Origin of the sequence: Haladaptatus sp. W1 (genome assembly GCF_001723155.1) — an archaeon.
Taxonomy (GTDB): Archaea; Halobacteriota; Halobacteria; order Halobacteriales; family Haladaptataceae; genus Haladaptatus; species Haladaptatus paucihalophilus.
This window is the reverse complement of sequence record NZ_MEIH01000329.1, coordinates 1-18482: the sequence shown is the minus strand read 5'-3', so window position 1 is coordinate 18482 and position 18482 is coordinate 1. Positions and strand designations below refer to the sequence as shown.

Genomic DNA, 18482 nt, shown 5'->3' with positions numbered 1-18482 from the left:
CCGGTCCCGATTTCAGAGCCGATCCCATGTCAACGTATGTCATTCTCCTTGCCATACGTTTTTGCTCGTCTCATCCGTGTATCACATCAGATGACCACAGCGGAGCACGCCGGACTTCGGGTGACCCTCGACATCTGGCATCCCGACTGCTGGACGCTCGAAGTCACCGAGGGCCGGGCGGCGGGACTCCTCGGCCACGGCGTCCACACCATCGACGGACTGGCGACCGGGCGGTTCACCGTCTACGGCAACACGCGCGAGGAGGTGGATAAACTCGTGGCGGCGATTCGGGATTCCGACCTGACCGATTCCGTGTGGGAAACCGACCATCCGCACGCCACCGAGGACTCCATCGCGTTCGGCAGCGCGAGCAGGGGTATCGTCGTCCACTACGACCTGGGCAACAGCATCAACGACGCGCTGGTCTCGCGCGGATTTATCCCCGACGAACCGGTGCGGATGTACGGCGGGCGCGAGTACTGGACCGTCATCGTCGAGGTCGAGAAGGACGAACTGCACGACCGAATCGAGGCGGTCTGCGAGGAGATGGACGCCGAAATTCGCGTCCGTCACGTCGCAACCGCCGAAGCCGGCGCTGGCGTCCTCCGCACCGACGACCTCTCGGAGCGCCAGCGCGAGGTGTTCGAACTCGCCCGTCAGCGCGGCTACTACGACTGGCCGCGGCACGTGACGGCATCCGAACTGGCCGAGGAGATGGACGTGTCCAAAACCACGCTCCTCGAACACCTCCGGAAGGCCGAGGCGAAACTGCTCGGGTGAGATGTAGTATTATTCAGTATGTTTCAGTACTCTTTAGTATTTTTCAGGCTTTTGAATCCGGCAATCAGTACTATCTAATCCTTTTTAGTATCTCTACCCCGTTGGCGAATAGACACGCGAAAATGCGAACGTGAAACGGGGAATCCGCATAAAATACCTCGGCGCGTGCGCCAGCAGGCCCTCGGCGCTAATGGCCGAGGGCCTGCTTGGTTATCACGCGAGGGATGACTGAGCGAATGCGAAGGAATCGGTTGGGGAGGGTGTGGCCGTCGCGGTGCGGTTGCGGGCGGGGGCTTTCAGGATCGTCTCCGTAGCTGAAATCGCACAAGAACCAAAATCAGAATCCACTCGTAGCGAGCGTGACAGCGTTTTTCGAGAACGTCCCCCGTCAACGCAACCCCGATTCTCCTCCAAATCCTTATATACAATACCGGGACCAAACTGGTCAGTGTCCGATGAATCGCTACGCAACCGGTCGCCGAAAACCCGCCTAGGAGAAGAACTTGAACAGGTCGTCGCGCTTCTGTTCGTGCAGGTGGGTCTTCACGGCCTCGTTCAGCGTGTCGATGTTTCCGCGCTTGGCGCTGATGGGTGCGATGGTGTCCTGCCACTGCTTCCACGGCGGGTGAAGGCCGAGGCGGTCACAGAGGTCGTTCAGTCGCTCGTCCTCGTCGTCCACCTTGTCCATCTTGTTCACGGCGACGACGACAGGGATTCCAACCTCGCGGAGGAAGTAGAACATCTCCACGTCGTGCGGGATTTCGTCCTCTCCGGAGTGGCGGTCGATGATGTCGATGACGCTCTTGCCGTCCACGACGAGGACGCCGACCAACACCTTCTCGGCGTTCTCCTCGATGTACTCCACGATGTCGGTCTTTATCCTCTCCCGTCGGTCCTCCTCGACGCCGGACATGAACCCGAATCCGGGAAGGTCGGTGAGCATGAAATCCTCGCTGGCCCAGTCGAAGTGATTGGGTTGGCGCGTGACGCCGGGCTTGCCGCCAGTCTCGAAACTGTGGCCCGTCAACTCGCGCATCAGCGTGGACTTGCCGACGTTCGAGCGCCCGACGAACACGACTTCGGCGTCCCTGCCGGGTCGATTTTCGAACATAGTCGTCCGTTCGCCTCTCGACGCTTAACGGCCGTGGTTTCCCGCGGCGAGACTCCGCTGTTTCCCGCGGCGGAATTCCGCCGTCTCACGCGGCGGGACTTATTGTTCCGTGTGTCGTGTTCGGGATGTGCGTCTCGTGGAAATCGCCATCCCGCTGGGGGAACGGGAACTGGTCATCGAAACGCTGGAAGCGAGGGATATCGACTACTACATCACCGAGGAGACGAGCGGACGTGGGGGAAGAGAGGACTACGCCGCGATTATCACGTTTCCGCTGCCGCAAAACGCGGTGCAACCCGTCATCGACGAACTCCGCGATGTCGGACTCAGCGAGGAAGCCCACGTCATCATCATCGACGCCGAGGTGGACGTCTCGACGCGTTTCGAGCGACTCGTCGAGCGCTACACCGCGAAACGCGGTCGTCGGATTCGCATCGCCCGCGAGGAGATTCGCATCCACGCCCGCGAACTCTCGCCGAGCCTCCGAACGTTCGTCACGATGACGATCGTGAGCGCGGTCGTCGCCACGGCGGGGTTGTTGCTCGACTCCCCGGCGGTCGTCGTGGGGTCGATGGTCATCGCGCCGCTGGTCGGCCCGGCGCTGTCCGCCAGTATCGGAACGGTCCTCGACGACCGAGACTTGTTTCGACGCGGCGTGCGGTTACAGGTCCTCGGCGTCGTTCTCGCGGTAGCGAGCGCCGCCGCATTCGCCACGCTCGTTCGGTTTATCCCGCTGTTTCCGCCTGGGACGGACGTGACGCGAATTCCGGAGGTCGCCATTCGAATCTCCCCCGATTTCCTGTCGCTCATCATCGCGCTCGGCGCGGGAATCGCCGGTATCGTGAGTCTGTCGGCCGGTGCTTCGACCGCTCTCGTCGGCGTCATGATCGCCGTGGCGCTCATCCCGCCCGCCGCCACGGTCGGCATCGGCATCGCGTGGGGCGAACCGGTCGTGACCGTCAGCGCGGGCATCCTCGTGTTGGTCAACCTGTTGGCTATCAACCTCTCCGCCCTCCTCACGCTCCGTTACATGGGCTATCGGCCGAAAGAGTGGCTGAAACTCCAACGTTCCAACTGGGAGACAGCCAAACGGGTATCTCTCCTCATCCTCGTTATCGTCCTCCTGTCGGCCTTTCTCGGCGGGGTGACGTACTCGTCGATTCAGGACGCGCAGTTCGAACGGAGCGTTCGGACGACGACCGACGCCTTGCTCGAACTGCCGCAATACTCCGGGGGAGAACGGCTCGAAGTCGATGTCCGGTACGGGCCGTCCGTTCCGCTCCCTCGGAAGTACCGCGACCCCGCCGTCCCGTTTCATCGGCCACGGGAGGTCATCGTTACCGTCGGCAAACCGACGAACGAACGCTATCCCGGACTGGCGGAACGGCTTCGCGCCCGTCTCTATCGACGGACGGGCCGGGACGTTTCTGTTCAAATCCGTTACGTCAGCATAGACGAAGCGCCTCGCCGCGGTATCGAGAGAAATTGGCTGACATGTTGACATGAACTAACCGACTATCGGCCCGCGATTATATCAATCTGCAAACCCCATCGGTGACTGTGCGACTCGTACAGGTATCCATCCCGACGGGCGAGCGAGAAACGGTCGTCGAGACGCTCGACTCCGAGGGAATTGATTTCTTTCTGACCGACGAAACGGGTGGTCGCCGTTATACCGCGATTGCGACGTTTCCGCTCCCACAGAACGCCGTGCAGCCGGTTATCGACAAGCTTCACGATGCGGGACTGAGCGACGAGGCTCACACGGTCATCATCGATGCCGAGACGGATACGTCCCGACAGTTCGAGCAACTGGTGAAACGCTACGAGGCGGAAAACGGCGCGGACCGCATCGCGCGCGACGAAATCCTAACCGCGGCGCGGGAACTGTCGCCCCGGTTGCGGACGTTCGTCTTCATGACCGTCGTGAGTGCGGTCGTCGCCACGGCGGGGTTGTTGCTCGACTCCCCGGCGGTCGTCGTGGGGTCGATGGTCATCGCGCCGCTGGTCGGCCCGGCGCTATCGACGGGAGTGGGCACCGTTTTGGACAAAAGCGACCTGTTCACTCGCGGCGTCAAACTGCAACTGCTCGGCGTTACCGTGTCTATCGCCAGCGCGACGCTGTTCGCGCTCTTCGTGAGATATCTGTATCTCTTCCCGCCGAACACGGATATTACGACGATACCACAGATAAGCGGGCGACTGACGCCGGATTTCCTGTCGCTCATCGTCGCGCTCGGCGCGGGTGCGGCGGGCGTCGTCAGTCTCGCGGCGGGGGTGTCGGTCGCCCTCGTCGGGGTTATGATCGCCGCGGCGCTCATCCCGCCCGCCGCCGCCGTCGGTATCGGCATCGCGTGGGGGAGTCCGGTGGTCGCGCTCGGGGCGGGCGTTCTCGTCCTCGTCAACGTCCTCTCTATCAACCTCTCGGCCATCGTGACGCTCCAGTACATGGGCTACCGTCCGAAAAGCTGGTTCAAACTGGAGCGCTCCCGCGAGGAGACGGTCAAACGAATCGGTATCCTCGTTCTCGGTATCGCGGTTCTTTCTGTCTTCCTCGGCGGCGTCACCTATTTTTCCTATCATGGTGCGCAGTTCGAACAGGGGGCGGACCGGGCGGTGACGAACATCTTCGAGCAGCCACAGTATCAGCAGGCGGAACGGCTCCAGATGCAGGTACAGTACCGTCAGACGTTCCCGCTCGGCAAGACTACCTACACGCGAAACCTCCCGTTCCGCGAACCACATCGCGTCGTGGTCATCGTCGGTCGTCCGCGGGGCGAGCAGTACCCGGACCTCGCCGACCGAATCCACGACCGAATCGCCACTCGGACGGGTCGCACGGTCGGGGTTCAGATTCGGTACGTCGAAACGGACGACGTGTCGGCCTGAACGTCCGAACTCGCCGACCGGTCTTATCCGTCGAACGGAAGTTCGGGTTCGTAGCCGATGGCTTCGACGGCCGCATCGAGCGTTCCCGTGACGTTCTCGTCCTCTTCGATACTCATGTACAGGTCGGCCTCCACGTCGGTCGAGAGGTCGGACTTGTTGCAGACGGTGAGGACGGGCACGTCGCCGAACTGCTCTTCGACCGAATCGCGGAGTTCGAGTTGGGCGTCGAGCGGGTAGCCACAGTAGGCGCTCGGGTCCACGAAGAACAGGATGCAGTCGGCGAGGTGCGTGAGCGCCGACACAGCCTGCGATTCGATGGCGTTTCGCTCGTCCGCGGGTCGGTCGAGCAGTCCCGGCGTGTCTACGATTTGGTAGCGAATGTGGTCGCGCTCGAAGTGACCGACGTGAATCCCCTTCGTCGTGAACGGGTACTCCGCGATTTCGTTGCGCGCGTTGGTTATCGTGTTGACGAACGACGACTTTCCGACGTTGGGATAACCGGCGACGACCACGGTCGGGTCGGCTGGGTCGATGTCCGGGAGGTCACGGAGGTCGTTTCGCGCCGCGTTGATTCGGTCGAGGTCGTCCTCGACTTCCTCCACGATGGACGCGAGGCGAGCGAACCCCTGCTTTCGCACCTTGCGGGCGTAGTTGATGTCGCCGCGGAGTTTCCCTTGGTACTCGCGGCCGATGTCCTTCGTCTTGCGGGAGGCCCATTGGATTTCCGACAGACTCTTTCGAATCTCGTCAACGTTCACGACGGCGTCGGCCAGTTCGTAGTAGAACGGGTCCACTTCCTCGAAGTCCGGCCACGCGGTGACGATATTCTGCAGATTGTCCGATAGGATGTTCGAGGCGGTTTGGAGCATGGACTGTTGGGCCTGAATGCCGCTCTTGGCCCGGCCTGCTCGTGTCGCCCGCGAGAACGCCTTGTCGATGAGTTCCTCCGACGTGGGCGTCGTCGGTAGGGTCTCGAAAATCATGGGCATTCGTATGCTCCCGCCCCTTAAAAGGGCGTTCATACCGTCGTGCGAGCCGATTTTGGCGAGAGACTTTTGTTTTCCGCCTTCCAACGTATGTACCCATGACCAACTGGTACGCGGTCTTCGTCGGCTTCGTCGTCTCCGTCCTCGCGGGCATCGTCGCGTTCGCCCTCCCCGGAATCGGGCACGTCGCGGCGGGACTCGCCGGTGGCTTCGCCGCTGGCTACGTCGCCGGCGGTGGATTGGGAAGCGGCTTCTGGCACGGCCTGCTCGCCGGGTCCATCGGCGGCGTCATCGTCGCCCTGTTCCTCGGACTGGGTGGAACCATCATCGGCGGCCTCGCGGGCGGCCCAGTCGGGTCGCTGTTCGGCGGTATCGGTCTCTTCTTTGCGGCCGTCTTCGTCGCGTTCCTGCTGGCGCTCGACAGCGCGATTGGCGGTGCCATCGGCGGCGTGCTGAAAGGCTAGTCGTTTTTTCGCTGCAACCCGAACGAAGCCGTATGGCTCGAATCGACGCCGACACGCTACTCCCGGCACCGCACATTCAGCAGGCAGTCACGGCAGGCCGCATTTCGCAACTTCACCGTGGCAATCCGTACGCCGAGGAAGGCGACACCTTCGACATCGACGGCGAGACGTTCGAGGTCGTCGACGTGACCGAGCGGAAACTCGGCGATTTGACCGACGAGGACGCACAAGCCGAAGGCTCGGAGGACTTGGACGCCTACCGCGAGCGCCTGAACCACGCCCACGACGACTTCGAATGGGACGACAGCGCGACGGTGTACAGACACCGCTTCGAAGTTGTCGAGTGAGGACGTCGGCCCGGGGCGAACGGGTGAGACGGAGACTGGGACGAGGCGGGCGAACTTTTTATCGGCCGACGCCAACCCATAGCCAATGCTGAATTTGGCGATCGCCTATCGAAAGGAGACGTTCGAGCGACTCCGCGACCCGCTCGCGGAGCGCGGAATCAGGGTCCGCCACGTTCCGAGCGAGTCGCGGACGTTCGACCTCGCCGACCCGCCGTGGGGTCCCGGCGAGTTCGACGCGGGCTTCGTCTACCCGTCACGAATGATGGAGGGCGGCGTGGTCGATGGGCTGTTGGACATCCCGTGGGTGAACGACCGCGAGGCCGTCCTCATCTCGCGGAACAAGGGCGGCGTCATCGCCCGACTCGAGCGAGTGGGGATCCCGGTCCCGAAAACCGTCGTCGTCTCGAACCCCGTCGAGGAGGCGGACCTCGTGGACGCGTTCGAGGCGTTCGACCCGCCGGTCGTGGTCAAACCTAACTCCACGACGCGGGGGACTGGAATCGCAAAAGTGGACGACGTGGACTCCTTCCTCGGCGTGGTGGACTACTTGAACCTCGTCCATGACTACCGCGCGACGGGGGACAAATCGTTTCTCGTGCAGGAGTACCTCCCTGAGGCGGTCGATTACCGCGCGATGGTCGTCGACGGCGAGTACGTCGGTGCGGTCGAGCGGCGACTGCCCGAGGACGCGCTGACCGCCGGACGCTGGAAACACAACGTCCATCGCGGTGCCGAGGCGCGCGGCGTCCGCTTATCCGAGGAGTACCGGAATATCGCGGAACGGACGGCGGAGGCGCTCGGAATTCCGTTCTGTGGCGTCGACCTGCTCGCCGTCGCCGACCGGGTGGTCGTCAACGAGACGAACGCACGGCCGACGATAGACGTGGAAACGAAGTACGAAAATGGATTCTACGACCGCCTCGCCGAACTCGTTCGGACTACTCGACGCTGATGTTCGCTGATTCGTCGGTCTTCTCGAACGTGACTTCGAGGACACCGTTGTTGTAGGTCGCTTTCGCGGAACTCTCGTCCACGCGCGCCGGGAGCGCGATGCGTTCGTCGTACTCGCGGTGGTCGCTGGCGGCGCTGATGGTCATCGCTTCGCCGTCGCATTTGAGGTCGATGTCGTTCTTCTCGACGCCGGGGAGGTCGGCGATGACGCGGATCAGTTCGTCGTCTTCGTGGATGTCGACGTGCGTGTCGGCACCGAACCCGGTCGTGCCGGTATCGACCTGCATATCGACGTTGCCGCCCATCATATCGTTCATCATGCGCTCTATCTCTCGAAAGAGATCGTCGAAGGGGTCGTCGCGGTCGTCTCGTCGCATACCTGAGGCTAAGCCCTTCCCGGGCAAAAGGTTTTGGACAGGCGTCAACCGTTCCGATTCCGTTGCGACGAATCGGACTCACGTCCGACCTTTCGGAACGCTGACTCGCCTCCCGTCTGAAAAAATGCCGCTATCTGCGGACGTGTCGATTAGTCGTCCTGGTTCTGCCAGTTGAAGTTCTGGGCGTTCGACGAGGCGAGCTGCGCGTTCTTGTTGCTCTGGTAGCTCGCTTGGACCGCGTACGCGTCGCCGGATTCAGCCTCGCCGCTACCGATGTTACCGGCGGCCGAGACCGCGTAATTGTCCTCTTGGTGGTTGGCGTTACCTTGCGCGACATACTGACTCTGGCTGACGCTCGAACTCGCGTACTGGCCGTTCACTTGTACTTGGTTGTCGTCGGCGAATGCCGCCGCGTTACCCGCGAATCCGACTGCGAACAAACTTCCCACGATGGTCATCGTGAGCAGGATCTTGAGTGCTTTTCTCATTGTTTTTCTCTCCGGGCGGGAGAGTCCGTTACTGGACACCACCTGTCCGCGGTGCTGTCCGCCCCACCCACCGCGTCTCATCGGGGCTGTCGTAAATGAACGGGTAGCATCGTTGAGTCCGTTTGCGCCGTTTGTGAACGACGGAACTCGCACCTAAACGTCGGTAACGTGGGAAATCGGGGGCGCAGGACGTCTGCCGCGGTCGTGGATACGTGTCGGTAAACGTTTCGTCCCGTGTTTCGAATGGCGGAATCCGGCGCTGATCGATGATAATTCACAATCCAAAAGTCCCATGTTAACATCTACTATAGTTCCCCGAAGTGAATAACAGGACCGCTCCACGAGTTGTCGGCGTTACTCGGGCGTATGAACGAATACCGTCCCGTCGTCCCACGAAAAACGAACCGTCGAATCGACGGTCAGAAGCGGTTGGTTAGAAGCCGATTCCGAGCGCGTCGTTCGTCGTTTCGATGCTCTCCTCGGCGTCGGCGGCGTTCGTTACCGCACGGATGGCGTCCACGTTCTCGGGAACCACGTCGCTCTCTTGGTGGATGGCTTGGAACAGATAGAGGTCGTTTCCTTCCATCGAGACGGATTCGCCCCAGACGCAGTTCTCCCAGAAGTCGCCGCGGGGCCGACCCCTGTCCATGGCGAACTCCTTGAGCTTGCCCGCGCCGTCGATGTCCATGTGCTCGGGAATCACGAAGATGCGGGACTGGCGTTCGAGCAGTTCGCGCACCTCCTCGGCGTCCGGTTCGGCTTCCAGCGAGACGTTGATGCTGTGCATGTGCATCAGCGTCGCCGGAACCTTCAGTCCGAGCGTGTCGATGGCGAGGTCCGGGAAGATGGTCTTCACGTCCGGGCCGTGGTGCGACGGCAGCGACACCGGGTTCGGAACGATGTCGTTGATGGGACCGCGACCGGTCTGGGCCGGGTCGCCACCTCGACGGACGAGGGTCGCCCGAACCTTCTCGACGCCGTACTCCTCGCGGAGGGGGGCGACGAGCCGCGAGAGCCCGGTCGTGTTACACGACACGACGCGGACGTGCTGTGCGCCGACCGCCTCGTCGTAGTTGGCACGCGCGTTGAAACTCGTGTCCGCGACGCTCGCGTCTTCACCGCCCTGATAGAGCGCGGGTGTGTCGTACTCGTCGTACAGCGATTTGTTGTCCGCGCCGATGCCGGACGGACAGGCGTCGACGATGACGTCGGCCGCCTCGACCAGTTCCTCGACCATTCCCGCCAGTTCGATTCCCGCGTCGTCGAACCGGTCCGCCCGTTCCTCGATAGCGGCGTAGAGTGGGTAGCCGTTCTCGGCGGCTCCCTCGGCCTCGAAATTGGGCCGGGTTTTTGCGACACCGACGACTTCCATGTCCGGTTGCGCCCGAACGGCGTCAGCGACTCGCTTCCCGATAGTCCCGTACCCGTTAATGCCGACCTGTAGCATGTACATCTGCCGCTCCAACCCCCGCGACTAAAACGGTTTCGAGCGACGATGCGGGAAAACAACTCGATAGCGAGTAATTCGGGGCTTTCGGGCGAATTCACCTCTCGGAGAACCGAGAGATAGCACATCCGACCGTACTAAAAGGGAACACCTAACCACCCCGGAGCGCAACCGCCCTGGTATGAGTCTGGACGACGCCGCGAGAACCGCCGTCAAGCAGTGTATGGCACTCGAAGCGGACGAATCGTGTGCGATAATCACCGACGACAAGCGCTGGGACATCGGCAAGGCGCTGTACGACACCGCGAGCGAGATTACCGACGACGTGACGATTACGCGCTATCCGGTCGGAAACCAGCACGGTGAGGAGCCGCCTGCCTCCGTCGCCGCCGCGATGTCCGCCGCCGACGTCGTCCTCGCGCCGACCACGAAAAGCCTCAGCCACACGCGCGCACGAGGAAACGCGAACGAGGAAGGCGCGCGAATCGCCACCCTCCCCGGCATCACGAAGGAAGTGATGATTACCGGACTCGCGGCCGACTACGAGACCATCGACCAGCACTGCACGGACGTGCTCGCGCAAGTCGAAGGTGCCGAGAAAATCCGCGTCACGACCGAGGCCGAAACCGACATCACCTTCGAACCCGGCGACCGCGAGTGGTTCGACGACACCGGCCTCTGTCACGACCCCGGCGACTTCACCAACCTCCCCGCGGGCGAGGTGTTCGTCAGCCCCGAGAACGTCAACGGCCGCTACGTCGTGGACGGAACCATGCGCCCGCACGGACTCCTCGAAGAGGGACAAACCCTCGAATTCGAAGTCGAGGACGGCTACGTTACGAGTATCAGCGACGACGAAATCCGCGAGCAGGTCGAAACTGCATCGGAGGAAGTCGGCCAAGACGCCTACAACCTCGCCGAACTCGGCATCGGAACCAACGTCGCGGTGTCCGAACTCGTCGGCTCCGTCCTACTGGACGAGAAGGCTGGCGGCACGGTCCACATCGCCATCGGCGACGACGCGGGAATCGGCGGCGACACGGACGCCCCGCTTCACTTGGACGGCATCATTCGGGAACCGACGGTGTACGCTGATGGCGAAGAGGTCGAACTGCCACAGCCCTAAAACGGTCGAGCGATGCGAATCATCCACGGAACCGCGGTCCACGGCGTCGATGTGGACGCCGAGACACGTTGTGCACACTACGACACCGAGCGGGACGTAATCGCCATTCGGTTCCCGTGTTGTGAGGAATACTATCCCTGCTTTCGGTGTCACGACGCGGTTGCCGACCATCCGCGGGAACCGTGGCCCGAAGACGAACGAGACACGGAGGCGGTGCTGTGCGGCGTTTGCGGCGCGGAATTGACGATTACCGCGTACCTCGACTGCGGTTCGCGCTGCCCCGACTGCGACGCGGAATTCAACCCGGGGTGTGCGAACCACTACGCGTTGTATTTCGACGGGTGAGTTCGACCGAGTTCGGTACGCGGATACTCCAACCGGACGGCGGTCGTCTCACTCACCACAAAATTGTTACTTCATGGGGGGTAGTGGATGGTATGAATCGTCGCGCGCTCCTCGCTGGAATCTCCCTTCCGCTCGTCGGCGGTGGCGTCGTCGTCGCACGGCAACTCGACTATCGCCGCGACAAGGACTTTTCCATCCGAACCGAACCATCGATAACTGAACACGAATTCGAACTGGTAGACGTGACGAAGGGATTCGACGACGAAAACTACGACCCTGGAAAGCAGTTCGGTAATTACGCCACGGTCGAATTCGATTCGACCGAAAAGCGAGTTCGCGTGCTTGGACAGGTTAAAAGCGGTGGACGGTCGTGCAAGGAGACGGAACTCAAATCACTCCGGTACGACGAACGATCGGATACGCTCACGGTGGCCGTCTTCGACGATTATATCTCCCACGGAGTCTGCACGCTCGAATTGGGGATTGTCCCGTACACGGTCAGCGTGAACTTCGAATCGGACCTCCCGTCACGGGTCGTCGTTGCGCACGTCAAGGACGCCGCGGGAATCATCGACGGTGAAAATGTCGTCTACGAGAAAACGTTCAGTGACGAGAACCGAAATTGACGACAGCAATCGAACACCCGCCTTCGCCCAACTCCACGCACTTTTACGCGCCGAGTCCCTACACCGCTCCATGAGCGATACAGCGGAACGTGTGGCAGTCGTCTGCCCATCCTGTTCCCCGATTTGGAGACGGTTCACGAGGTCCTCAAACCGGGTGGACAGGCGACGGTACGATGTACGGAGTGCGACCACGTTCACAAGACGAAAATAGAGGAGGAGACAACCGAGGAGATAGATGTCGTCGTCTCGCAGGAAGGCGAGTCGTTCACCGCGAAGGCCGACGTCCCGGTCGAGGAGAACCTCGCCGTCGGCGAGGAGTTCGTCCTCGAAACCGACGAAGCCATCTTCGTCGTCAGGATTACCAGCCTCGAACAGGACCAAAATCGCCGCGTCGAGGAATCGCTCGCACCCGACGTCGAAACCATCTGGACGCGCGCCGTGGACAACGTGAGCGTCAACGTCACGATTCACCCCAACGACGGCCGCCGGGACAACTCCCGGAGCGTCAAAGTGAGCATCCCCGGGGACTACGAGTTCGTCGTCGGCGAAACCGAGGAACTGGCGGATGAGGAGTTCACCATCGACGGCATCCTCGTCACGGACGACGCCTCCGGCTACGACCACGACCGCCTCGACTTCGACGGCGACGCCGTGCTCGCCAAGGACGTGAAACGGATTTACGCCGCGGACGAGAGTTCGACCGCGTGGTCCGCGTGGTAATCGACCGCGCCAGCACCTAGCTTTTTTCGCCTCGCCTTCGACGTTTTGGTATGGACTACCGCGAACTCTGTTTACTGTGGGCCGCCCGCGAGACCGGCATCATCGATGCCGTCATGTTCCGCGCCGGAACGCCCGCAGAAGTCGCCGCCGAAACAGACGTTACCGAGCGCGCCGCCCGAATCACGCTCTCCGCGATGACCGAATTGGGTTTTCTCGAACGCGTCAGCGGCGAGTACGAGGCGACCAACCGGGCGCTCGGGTTGTTCGCCAAGACGGACGTGCGTTCCATCGGAACGGTGCCACATCAGATGGACTGTCTCGACCGCTGGTTCGCGCTTCCCGAGACGATGCGAACCGGATGTCCGCCCGAGCCACCCGACGAGTGGACGGCGAACTTCATGGGCTCGATGGCGACAATCGATAACGCGACGGTTCGGACGTGTGTCACGGAAGCGGTTCACGAGAACCCCGACGCGGAGCGCGTCCTCGATATCGGCGGCGGCCCCGGTAGTTTCTCGAAGGAATTCGCCCGTCGCGGCTACGACGTGACGTTATTCGACCAGTCCGACGTCATCGATGTCGACCGGACGTTCCTCGAACACGAACCCATCGAACTCGTTCCCGGCGACGCGACCGACGACCTTTCGACCGGGTTCGACCTCGCGTTCTGCTCGCGGGTCGCACACGCGCTCGGTCCGGCCGAAAACCGCGCGCTCTCGAAGAACGCCTACGACGCCCTCGACCCCGGCGGCGTCGCCGTCTTCATCGACAAGGTTCGAGGGTGGGCCGACGACGCGGCGCTGTTCGGCGCACACATGCTCGCACAGACGGAGAACGGCGATACATACACCGAAGACCAGTTCGAAGGCTGGTTCGATGACGCCGGGTTCGATGACTTCGAGATTCGGGACGTTCCGGGAACGAACCAGCAAGCCATCGTCGGCTACAGGCCGCGCCATTGAAGAACGTCGGACCCCAAACCGGATTCATGGAACCGACGGTGCTGCGCGACGATATGGTCGCCAGCCTCGAACACGAGATGAAGGGGCTCGTCCGGAGCGAGCACGTCGGTCTCGCGCTCCGAACGGTCCCTCGTCACGAATTCGTCCCCCTCGAAGCCAGCGACGGCGCGTACTCCGACCGGTCGTTCGACCATCGGGGGACGCGAATACTGTCCCCGAGCACCGTCGCCCGACTGATGGAAGCTCTCGACGTTCGTGAGGACGATTCCGTCCTCGTCGTGGGTGCGGGCGTCGGCTACACGTCCGCGGTGCTGGCCGAAATCGTGGGCGAGCAGAACGTCCACGCGGTCGATATCACGCGAACCATGGTCTACGAGGCGCGGCAGAACCTCGATTCGTCGGGCTACGGCGGCGTCTTCGTCGACTGCCGCGACGGTGCAGACGGCCTGCCCGAGTACGCGCCATTCGACCGCATCCTCGTCGAGGCGGCGGCCATCGAACCGCCGCGAACCCTCGTCGAACAGCTGACACCGGACGGCCGATTGGTGATTCCGCTGGGCGGAGGGATACAGCGGTTGACCGCCGTCGAATGCGCTTCGGACGGAACTCCCGACATCGGACGTGAGTTCGGCACCGTCGCGTTCGCCCCGCTCCTCGTCGATGGCGAGCAGTCAGACACCATCGAGCGCAACCGCACTACTCGGGAGGACCGCGAGTTCGCGGACCGCAACGCCCAAGCCCGCCACGGCTGGGAACACGAGTGGATCGACTGGGACGGATACAGCTAACCTTTTCCTTCTTAGTCGGCAACGACCAGTATTTGCGTATTCGCTCGCTTGTCCGCAAACTCGCTCCCCGCGGGTGGCTTGATGTCTATTTCGAGCGTTCCGTCCTCCTGATTCGGCCCCAGTTCGGGGTCGAGTGAGAGCGTCGCACCTCCGTTCTTTCCGGTCGTCGCCGTCTGGATGTGTTCCAACGTGGCGGAGTCCCCTTTCACGACGACGGTCGCCCCCGACACCGGTTTGCCGTCCGAATCGATGACGGAGATATCGACCGACTGGTGGCCCGGTTGAACCACTTCCGGGGTCGGTTTCGCGTCGAGTTCGCTCACCGCCAATCCGTTGAGTCCCGACAGCATGTTCATCATGACGCTTAGACTGGCGACCCCCACGACGAGCGCGATGACCAGCCGAATCGGCAGTCCTTCGATGGCTCGGTCGTCCGACCGGAACAGTTGGAGTTTGCGGTTGGTTCGCCTCGTCCGAAGCCGTTGACGCACAGACATGGCCCGGAGTGGTTCCGGTTTCGAATATAAACCTTCGTCCGAGGGTTTATATCAGAAGTCGGGACCAGCACCCCACATGACGGACGTTCTGGGTCGGACGGGCGACGGTGGCGTTTCGGGTGCACTCGGAACCTACCGGGCACGCGACGGCAGCGCGGGTGCACCGGTTCGAATCGATTTGGACGGGCCGCACGCCGCGTTGGTGGTCGGCAAACGCGGCTACGGGAAATCCTACACGCTCGGCGTGCTGGTCGAAGAACTCGCAAGCGCGGACGGTGTTTCACCCGTCGTCGCCGACCCGATGGGCGCGTTTCGGACGTTCGCGGACGTTCCGGGATTCTCGGTTATCGCGGAGCCGCGCGTCTCCGCGAACGCGCTTTCGCCGCGAGCGTGGTGCGAACTCCTCGGTCTCGACCACGAGAGTTCAGTCGGGTCGCTGGTGTGGCAGGCGGCCGCGAAGACGGAAACGCTTGCGGCGATGGACGAGTACGTCTGGAACGCCGACGTGGCGCGGGCGACCCGCCGGGCGGCCCGAAACCACCTCGTACTCGCGGATTCGTGGGACGTGTTTTCTCCCGACGGACTCACCGCCGCGGACTGCCTGTCCGCGGCGACGATACTGGACTGTTCGGGCTACGACGCCGCACCGATGAACGCCGTCGTTCGGGCGGTTGCGGAAGACCTGTATCGCGCTCGGGTCACGGAACCCGTGGCGACGCTTCCGTGGCTCGTCGTGGACGAAGCGCACGCCTTCTTCGACGGAATCGCCGGACCGGCGCTTCGAACCATCGTGACGCGCGGACGGCGGCCGGGCGTCAGTTTCGTCGCCGCAACACAGCGCCCGGCAGCTCTCCCCGACGTGGCGGTTTCACAGTCCGATCTACTCGTCTCTCACCGTCTGACCTCGCGGGCCGACCGTGAAGCCCTCGCCCGCGCTCGCCCGACGTACATGCACGGGTCGTTCGCCGACCGAATGCCCGAGACGCCCGGGTCGGCGCTGGTCGTTGACGACGCGACCGAAAGCGTCCACGCGGTGCAGGTTCGAACGCGGCGCGTCGAACACGGCGGCGGCAGTCCGAGTGCGAGCGAACTGGTAGGCGGGTGACCGGCGGGCAGACGATACCCACCGAGCAATCGAGAATCGTCGAGTAGTCGGTGACTGCCGGGTCGTTTCGAGTCCGTTAAGTGCGTTCGATAAGGAGTACCGGACTAACTGGGCGATGGAGTCCGCCTTCCCCAACCGCCGAACGCGTCGGCTGATGACTCCTTTTCGAGAGCGACAGATATGGGAAGCAAACATCCACTCCACACGATAGAAGTCCTGCTGCTGATCGGCGTCGGCGGATTCGCGGGGTCGAACCTCCGGTACTTCGTCAGCCTCGTCGAACCCGGGTTGACGGGGACGCTCATCGCCAACGTTGCGGGTTGTTTCGCGCTCGGCTTCATCCTGTACGAAGCCATCTACATGGGCTACCTCGCGGACCAAACGCACTTCGTCGTCGGCACGGGATTCCTCTCCTCGTTTACGACGTACAGCACGTTCGCCGTTCAGACGACGCAGGCGGCGTCGCCGCTGTGGATGGTCGGAAACGTCGTGGCCAACTACGGCCTCGGGTTTCTGGGCGTCATGCTCGGCCGCTCGCTCGCCCGCTTCGTCAACGGGGGTGTGAGCGAATGACCTCGCTCGACCCCGCGCACATCGTCGGGACCGGTGGCGCAATCGGGGCGCTCTGTCGCCATTTCGTCAGCGAACGGGTCGATGCCGACGAGTTCCCAATCGGGACGTTCACGGTGAACGTCGCGGGGAGTTTCGTCCTCGGACTCCTCACGTTCCTCTCCATCGACAACCAACTGGCGCTGCTGCTCGGGACCGGCGCGTGCGGGTCGTTTACGACCTTCTCGTCGTTCTCCTTCGAGACCTTCCGGTTGTGGGAGACCGGCGAACGGTTGCGCGCGACCGTCAACGCCCTCGGCAACCTCGCCGGTGCCGGAATCGCCATCGGGGTGGCGTGGGGCGTCGTCCAACTTCTCGGCTAGTTGAGTGCGGACCCTTCGTCTCCACTTGTCGCCAGTCTCCCGCCGGTTGCTGATTCCCCGCCGATTGCCGCTCACGCCGTCACGCGAACGACCAGTATCGGCAGGGTCGAATTGCGGATGACCTTCTCGGTGACGCTCCCGTTCAGGAAGTGTTCGACCCCGCTTCGGCCGTGCGTTCCCATCACCACGACTTCGATGTCGTTCTCGTCTGCGTAGTCGAGGATTTCCTCGTGAGGAATCCCTCGCAGGAGTTCGGTTTCGACCGGAACGTCCCGTTCGTCCGCCCGCTTTCGAACGTCCGCAATCGCGCTTTCGCCTCGTTCGGTTCGGTCGCGTTCGATGGTGAGCCACTTGGCATCCGACAGGGTACTGTACTCGCGCGTATCGACGACGGACACCGCGTGAATCCGACCCCCGTGAACGCCGCGAGGTCGAGCGCCTCCGCGATGGCGTCTTCGATTTCGGGACTGCCATCGGTCGGAACGAGTATCTCGTCGTACATCTCCCGCACGTTCGGTGGGCATCGGAATAACTGTACTGCAGCCACGGCGTTCGAGGGGAAGGTGGGTGTTACTCGAAATACCGCTCCCACACGACGATGACGGAGGGGGTCAACAGGACCGCCGTGAGATACGAGTAAAAGATGCTCAGGGCGGTCACGAGTCCGAACTGGCCGAGAACGGGGGTGATGGCGAGGACGAGGATGCCCGTCCCGGCGACCGTGGTGAGCATGCTGCCGGTCAGCGCGCCCCCGGTTCCGCGGACGGTGCGCGTGAGGGCGGCGAACACGTCCGTTTCGTGTTCGAATTCGTCGGTGAACCGATGAACGACGTGGGCGGAGTAGTCGGTCCCCAACCCGAGCGCGATGGCGAGCACCGTCGCGGTCAGCGCGTTGAACGGGATGCCGAGCAACCGCATCGTCCCGGCGAGGAGTGAGACCGCGACGACGATTGGAAAGAGGTTGATGACGCCGAACGCGGCCCGGCCGACGAGGACGCGATAGACGAACGCGAGAAAGATGGCCGTGGCGAGGAGTGCAGTGGCGAGGCTTCGAAGCGCGGACGCGAAGATGATGGCCGCGATGGACTGGAAGACGACCGTTTCGCCGGTGGCGGTCGCGTCGAGACGGTAGCGATCGGCCACCTGCTGGGCGTCGCGGGTGATGGCGTTCTGCGACGCGCCGCTTTTCATCGTGTAGACGACCTGTGCGCTCCGCTGATCTTCCGTGATGTACTGGAGTGCCTGCCCGCGAGCGGGGGACGAAAGCAACCGGTCGTAAATCTGTCCGAGGTTGTCGTCGGGAACGCCGTCGCCGTCGATGTCGTTTCGCTCGACGAGTCGTCGAAACTCGTCCGACTGACGGCTGTAATTTTGGATGACGGTGATGATACTCTCGGACTCCGCCCGTCTGTCCGCTTGGGCGAAGGACTTCGGCGGATTACGGTTGGCGTGCTGAATCGATTCGAGCGCGTAATCCTCGCGGAGCGGCCCTGCACGTATATCGTCACGGTATCCCCTGTACGGCGGCGAACTTCTCGTCG

At 62.7% G+C, this 18482-nt stretch carries 22 protein-coding genes, 1 pseudogene and 1 riboswitch; of the genes and pseudogenes, 15 read left to right on the top strand and 8 right to left on the bottom strand.

The features are described 5' to 3' along the window. Positions 1–90: 90 nt before the first annotated feature. Complete coding sequence (locus BG842_RS18325) at positions 91–780, top strand: helix-turn-helix domain-containing protein (RefSeq protein WP_069451911.1); 690 nt, start codon at positions 91–93, stop codon at positions 778–780. 490 nt (positions 781–1270) lie between these two features. On the opposite strand, the gene engB is transcribed toward BG842_RS18325, so the two are convergent. Further along, entirely contained in the window at positions 1271–1891 is a 621-nt protein-coding gene (engB, locus tag BG842_RS18320) for a GTP-binding protein EngB (protein WP_069451910.1), read from the bottom strand. Positions 1892–2018: 127 nt separating this feature from the next. Between engB and BG842_RS18315 the strand changes: the two genes are divergently transcribed. Then, positions 2019–3392: a TIGR00341 family protein gene (locus BG842_RS18315; RefSeq protein ID WP_069451909.1), complete on the top strand. Its 1374-nt coding sequence runs from the start codon at positions 2019–2021 to the stop codon at positions 3390–3392. A gap of 59 nt (positions 3393–3451) precedes the next feature. Beyond that, positions 3452–4780 (top strand): TIGR00341 family protein, encoded by a 1329-nt coding sequence (locus BG842_RS18310; RefSeq protein ID WP_069451908.1) that lies wholly within the window; start codon positions 3452–3454, stop codon positions 4778–4780. A gap of 23 nt (positions 4781–4803) precedes the next feature. On the opposite strand, the gene BG842_RS18305 is transcribed toward BG842_RS18310, so the two are convergent. Further along, entirely contained in the window at positions 4804–5763 is a 960-nt protein-coding gene (locus tag BG842_RS18305) for an NOG1 family protein (protein WP_069451907.1), read from the bottom strand. Positions 5764–5864: 101 nt separating this feature from the next. Here BG842_RS18305 and BG842_RS18300 point away from each other — a divergent pair, with 101 nt between their 5' ends. From BG842_RS18300 to BG842_RS18290, 3 genes are all read left to right on the top strand, one after another. Then, positions 5865–6230: a DUF5518 domain-containing protein gene (locus tag BG842_RS18300; protein ID WP_069451906.1), complete on the top strand. Its 366-nt coding sequence runs from the start codon at positions 5865–5867 to the stop codon at positions 6228–6230. A 32-nt stretch (positions 6231–6262) separates the two neighbouring features. Continuing rightward, positions 6263–6577 carry a hypothetical protein gene (locus BG842_RS18295; RefSeq protein WP_069451905.1) on the top strand — a complete coding sequence of 105 codons (315 nt, stop codon included), beginning with the start codon at positions 6263–6265 and terminating at the stop codon, positions 6575–6577. A gap of 85 nt (positions 6578–6662) precedes the next feature. Then, complete coding sequence (locus tag BG842_RS18290; RefSeq protein WP_069451904.1) at positions 6663–7529, top strand: RimK family alpha-L-glutamate ligase; 867 nt, start codon at positions 6663–6665, stop codon at positions 7527–7529. Here BG842_RS18290 and BG842_RS18285 read toward each other — a convergent pair. From BG842_RS18285 to BG842_RS18275, 3 genes are all read right to left on the bottom strand, one after another. Next, on the bottom strand, positions 7516–7905 hold the full coding sequence (locus BG842_RS18285) for an Hsp20/alpha crystallin family protein (protein ID WP_069451903.1): 390 nt from the start codon (positions 7903–7905) through the stop codon (positions 7516–7518). The two genes, BG842_RS18290 and BG842_RS18285, sit on opposite strands and share 14 nt — an antisense overlap. Positions 7906–8054: 149 nt before the next feature. Beyond that, the gene (locus BG842_RS18280; protein WP_069451902.1) at positions 8055–8393 is read right to left on the bottom strand and encodes a hypothetical protein; all 339 of its coding nucleotides are present in this window, start codon (positions 8391–8393) and stop codon (positions 8055–8057) included. A 433-nt stretch (positions 8394–8826) separates the two neighbouring features. Beyond that, on the bottom strand, positions 8827–9840 hold the full coding sequence (locus BG842_RS18275; RefSeq protein WP_069451913.1) for a type II glyceraldehyde-3-phosphate dehydrogenase: 1014 nt from the start codon (positions 9838–9840) through the stop codon (positions 8827–8829). Positions 9841–10021: 181 nt separating this feature from the next. Here BG842_RS18275 and BG842_RS18270 point away from each other — a divergent pair, with 181 nt between their 5' ends. The 6 genes and pseudogenes from BG842_RS18270 to BG842_RS18245 all read left to right on the top strand — a co-directional run bounded on the left by BG842_RS18270 (position 10022) and on the right by BG842_RS18245 (position 14407). Beyond that, positions 10022–10966 carry an aminopeptidase gene (locus BG842_RS18270; RefSeq protein WP_069451901.1) on the top strand — a complete coding sequence of 315 codons (945 nt, stop codon included), beginning with the start codon at positions 10022–10024 and terminating at the stop codon, positions 10964–10966. Positions 10967–10978: 12 nt separating this feature from the next. After that, positions 10979–11311, top strand: coding sequence for a CHY zinc finger protein (locus BG842_RS18265; RefSeq protein WP_069451900.1), 333 nt, complete (start codon positions 10979–10981; stop codon positions 11309–11311). Between the two features lie 92 nt (positions 11312–11403). Continuing rightward, the gene (locus BG842_RS18260; RefSeq protein ID WP_069451899.1) at positions 11404–11937 is read left to right on the top strand and encodes a hypothetical protein; all 534 of its coding nucleotides are present in this window, start codon (positions 11404–11406) and stop codon (positions 11935–11937) included. A gap of 70 nt (positions 11938–12007) precedes the next feature. Beyond that, positions 12008–12657, top strand: a pseudogene (locus tag BG842_RS18255) (HVO_0476 family zinc finger protein). Between the two features lie 50 nt (positions 12658–12707). Next, complete coding sequence (locus tag BG842_RS18250) at positions 12708–13619, top strand: bifunctional 2-polyprenyl-6-hydroxyphenol methylase/3-demethylubiquinol 3-O-methyltransferase UbiG (protein ID WP_069451897.1); 912 nt, start codon at positions 12708–12710, stop codon at positions 13617–13619. A 26-nt stretch (positions 13620–13645) separates the two neighbouring features. Continuing rightward, positions 13646–14407, top strand: coding sequence for a protein-L-isoaspartate O-methyltransferase (locus tag BG842_RS18245; protein WP_069451912.1), 762 nt, complete (start codon positions 13646–13648; stop codon positions 14405–14407). A gap of 11 nt (positions 14408–14418) precedes the next feature. Here BG842_RS18245 and BG842_RS18240 read toward each other — a convergent pair whose 3' ends face one another. Then, positions 14419–14904 (bottom strand): Ig-like domain-containing protein, encoded by a 486-nt coding sequence (locus BG842_RS18240; protein ID WP_007979700.1) that lies wholly within the window; start codon positions 14902–14904, stop codon positions 14419–14421. 76 nt (positions 14905–14980) lie between these two features. Between BG842_RS18240 and BG842_RS18235 the strand changes: the two genes are divergently transcribed. The 3 genes from BG842_RS18235 (at position 14981) to crcB (ending at position 16941) form a co-directional block, all read left to right on the top strand. Continuing rightward, positions 14981–16009, top strand: a complete 1029-nt coding sequence (locus BG842_RS18235) for an ATP-binding protein (RefSeq protein ID WP_069451896.1) — start codon at positions 14981–14983, stop codon at positions 16007–16009. Between the two features lie 102 nt (positions 16010–16111). Further along, a riboswitch (Fluoride riboswitch) is annotated at positions 16112–16180 on the top strand. A 9-nt stretch (positions 16181–16189) separates the two neighbouring features. After that, a complete protein-coding gene (locus tag BG842_RS18230) occupies positions 16190–16582 on the top strand; it encodes a CrcB family protein (protein ID WP_007979696.1) in 393 nt (130 codons plus the stop codon). Further along, positions 16579–16941 carry a fluoride efflux transporter CrcB gene (crcB, locus tag BG842_RS18225; protein WP_069451895.1) on the top strand — a complete coding sequence of 121 codons (363 nt, stop codon included), beginning with the start codon at positions 16579–16581 and terminating at the stop codon, positions 16939–16941. Before BG842_RS18230 ends, crcB begins: the two co-directional genes overlap by 4 nt. A 71-nt stretch (positions 16942–17012) precedes the next feature. On the opposite strand, the gene BG842_RS18220 is transcribed toward crcB, so the two are convergent. Together BG842_RS18220 and BG842_RS18215 are read right to left on the bottom strand one after the other, a co-directional pair. Then, positions 17013–17339 (bottom strand): universal stress protein, encoded by a 327-nt coding sequence (locus BG842_RS18220; RefSeq protein ID WP_254663289.1) that lies wholly within the window; start codon positions 17337–17339, stop codon positions 17013–17015. A 172-nt stretch (positions 17340–17511) separates the two neighbouring features. After that, positions 17512–18482 (bottom strand): MMPL family transporter (locus BG842_RS18215; protein WP_217493344.1); only part of this gene is annotated, 971 nt, incomplete at its 5' end.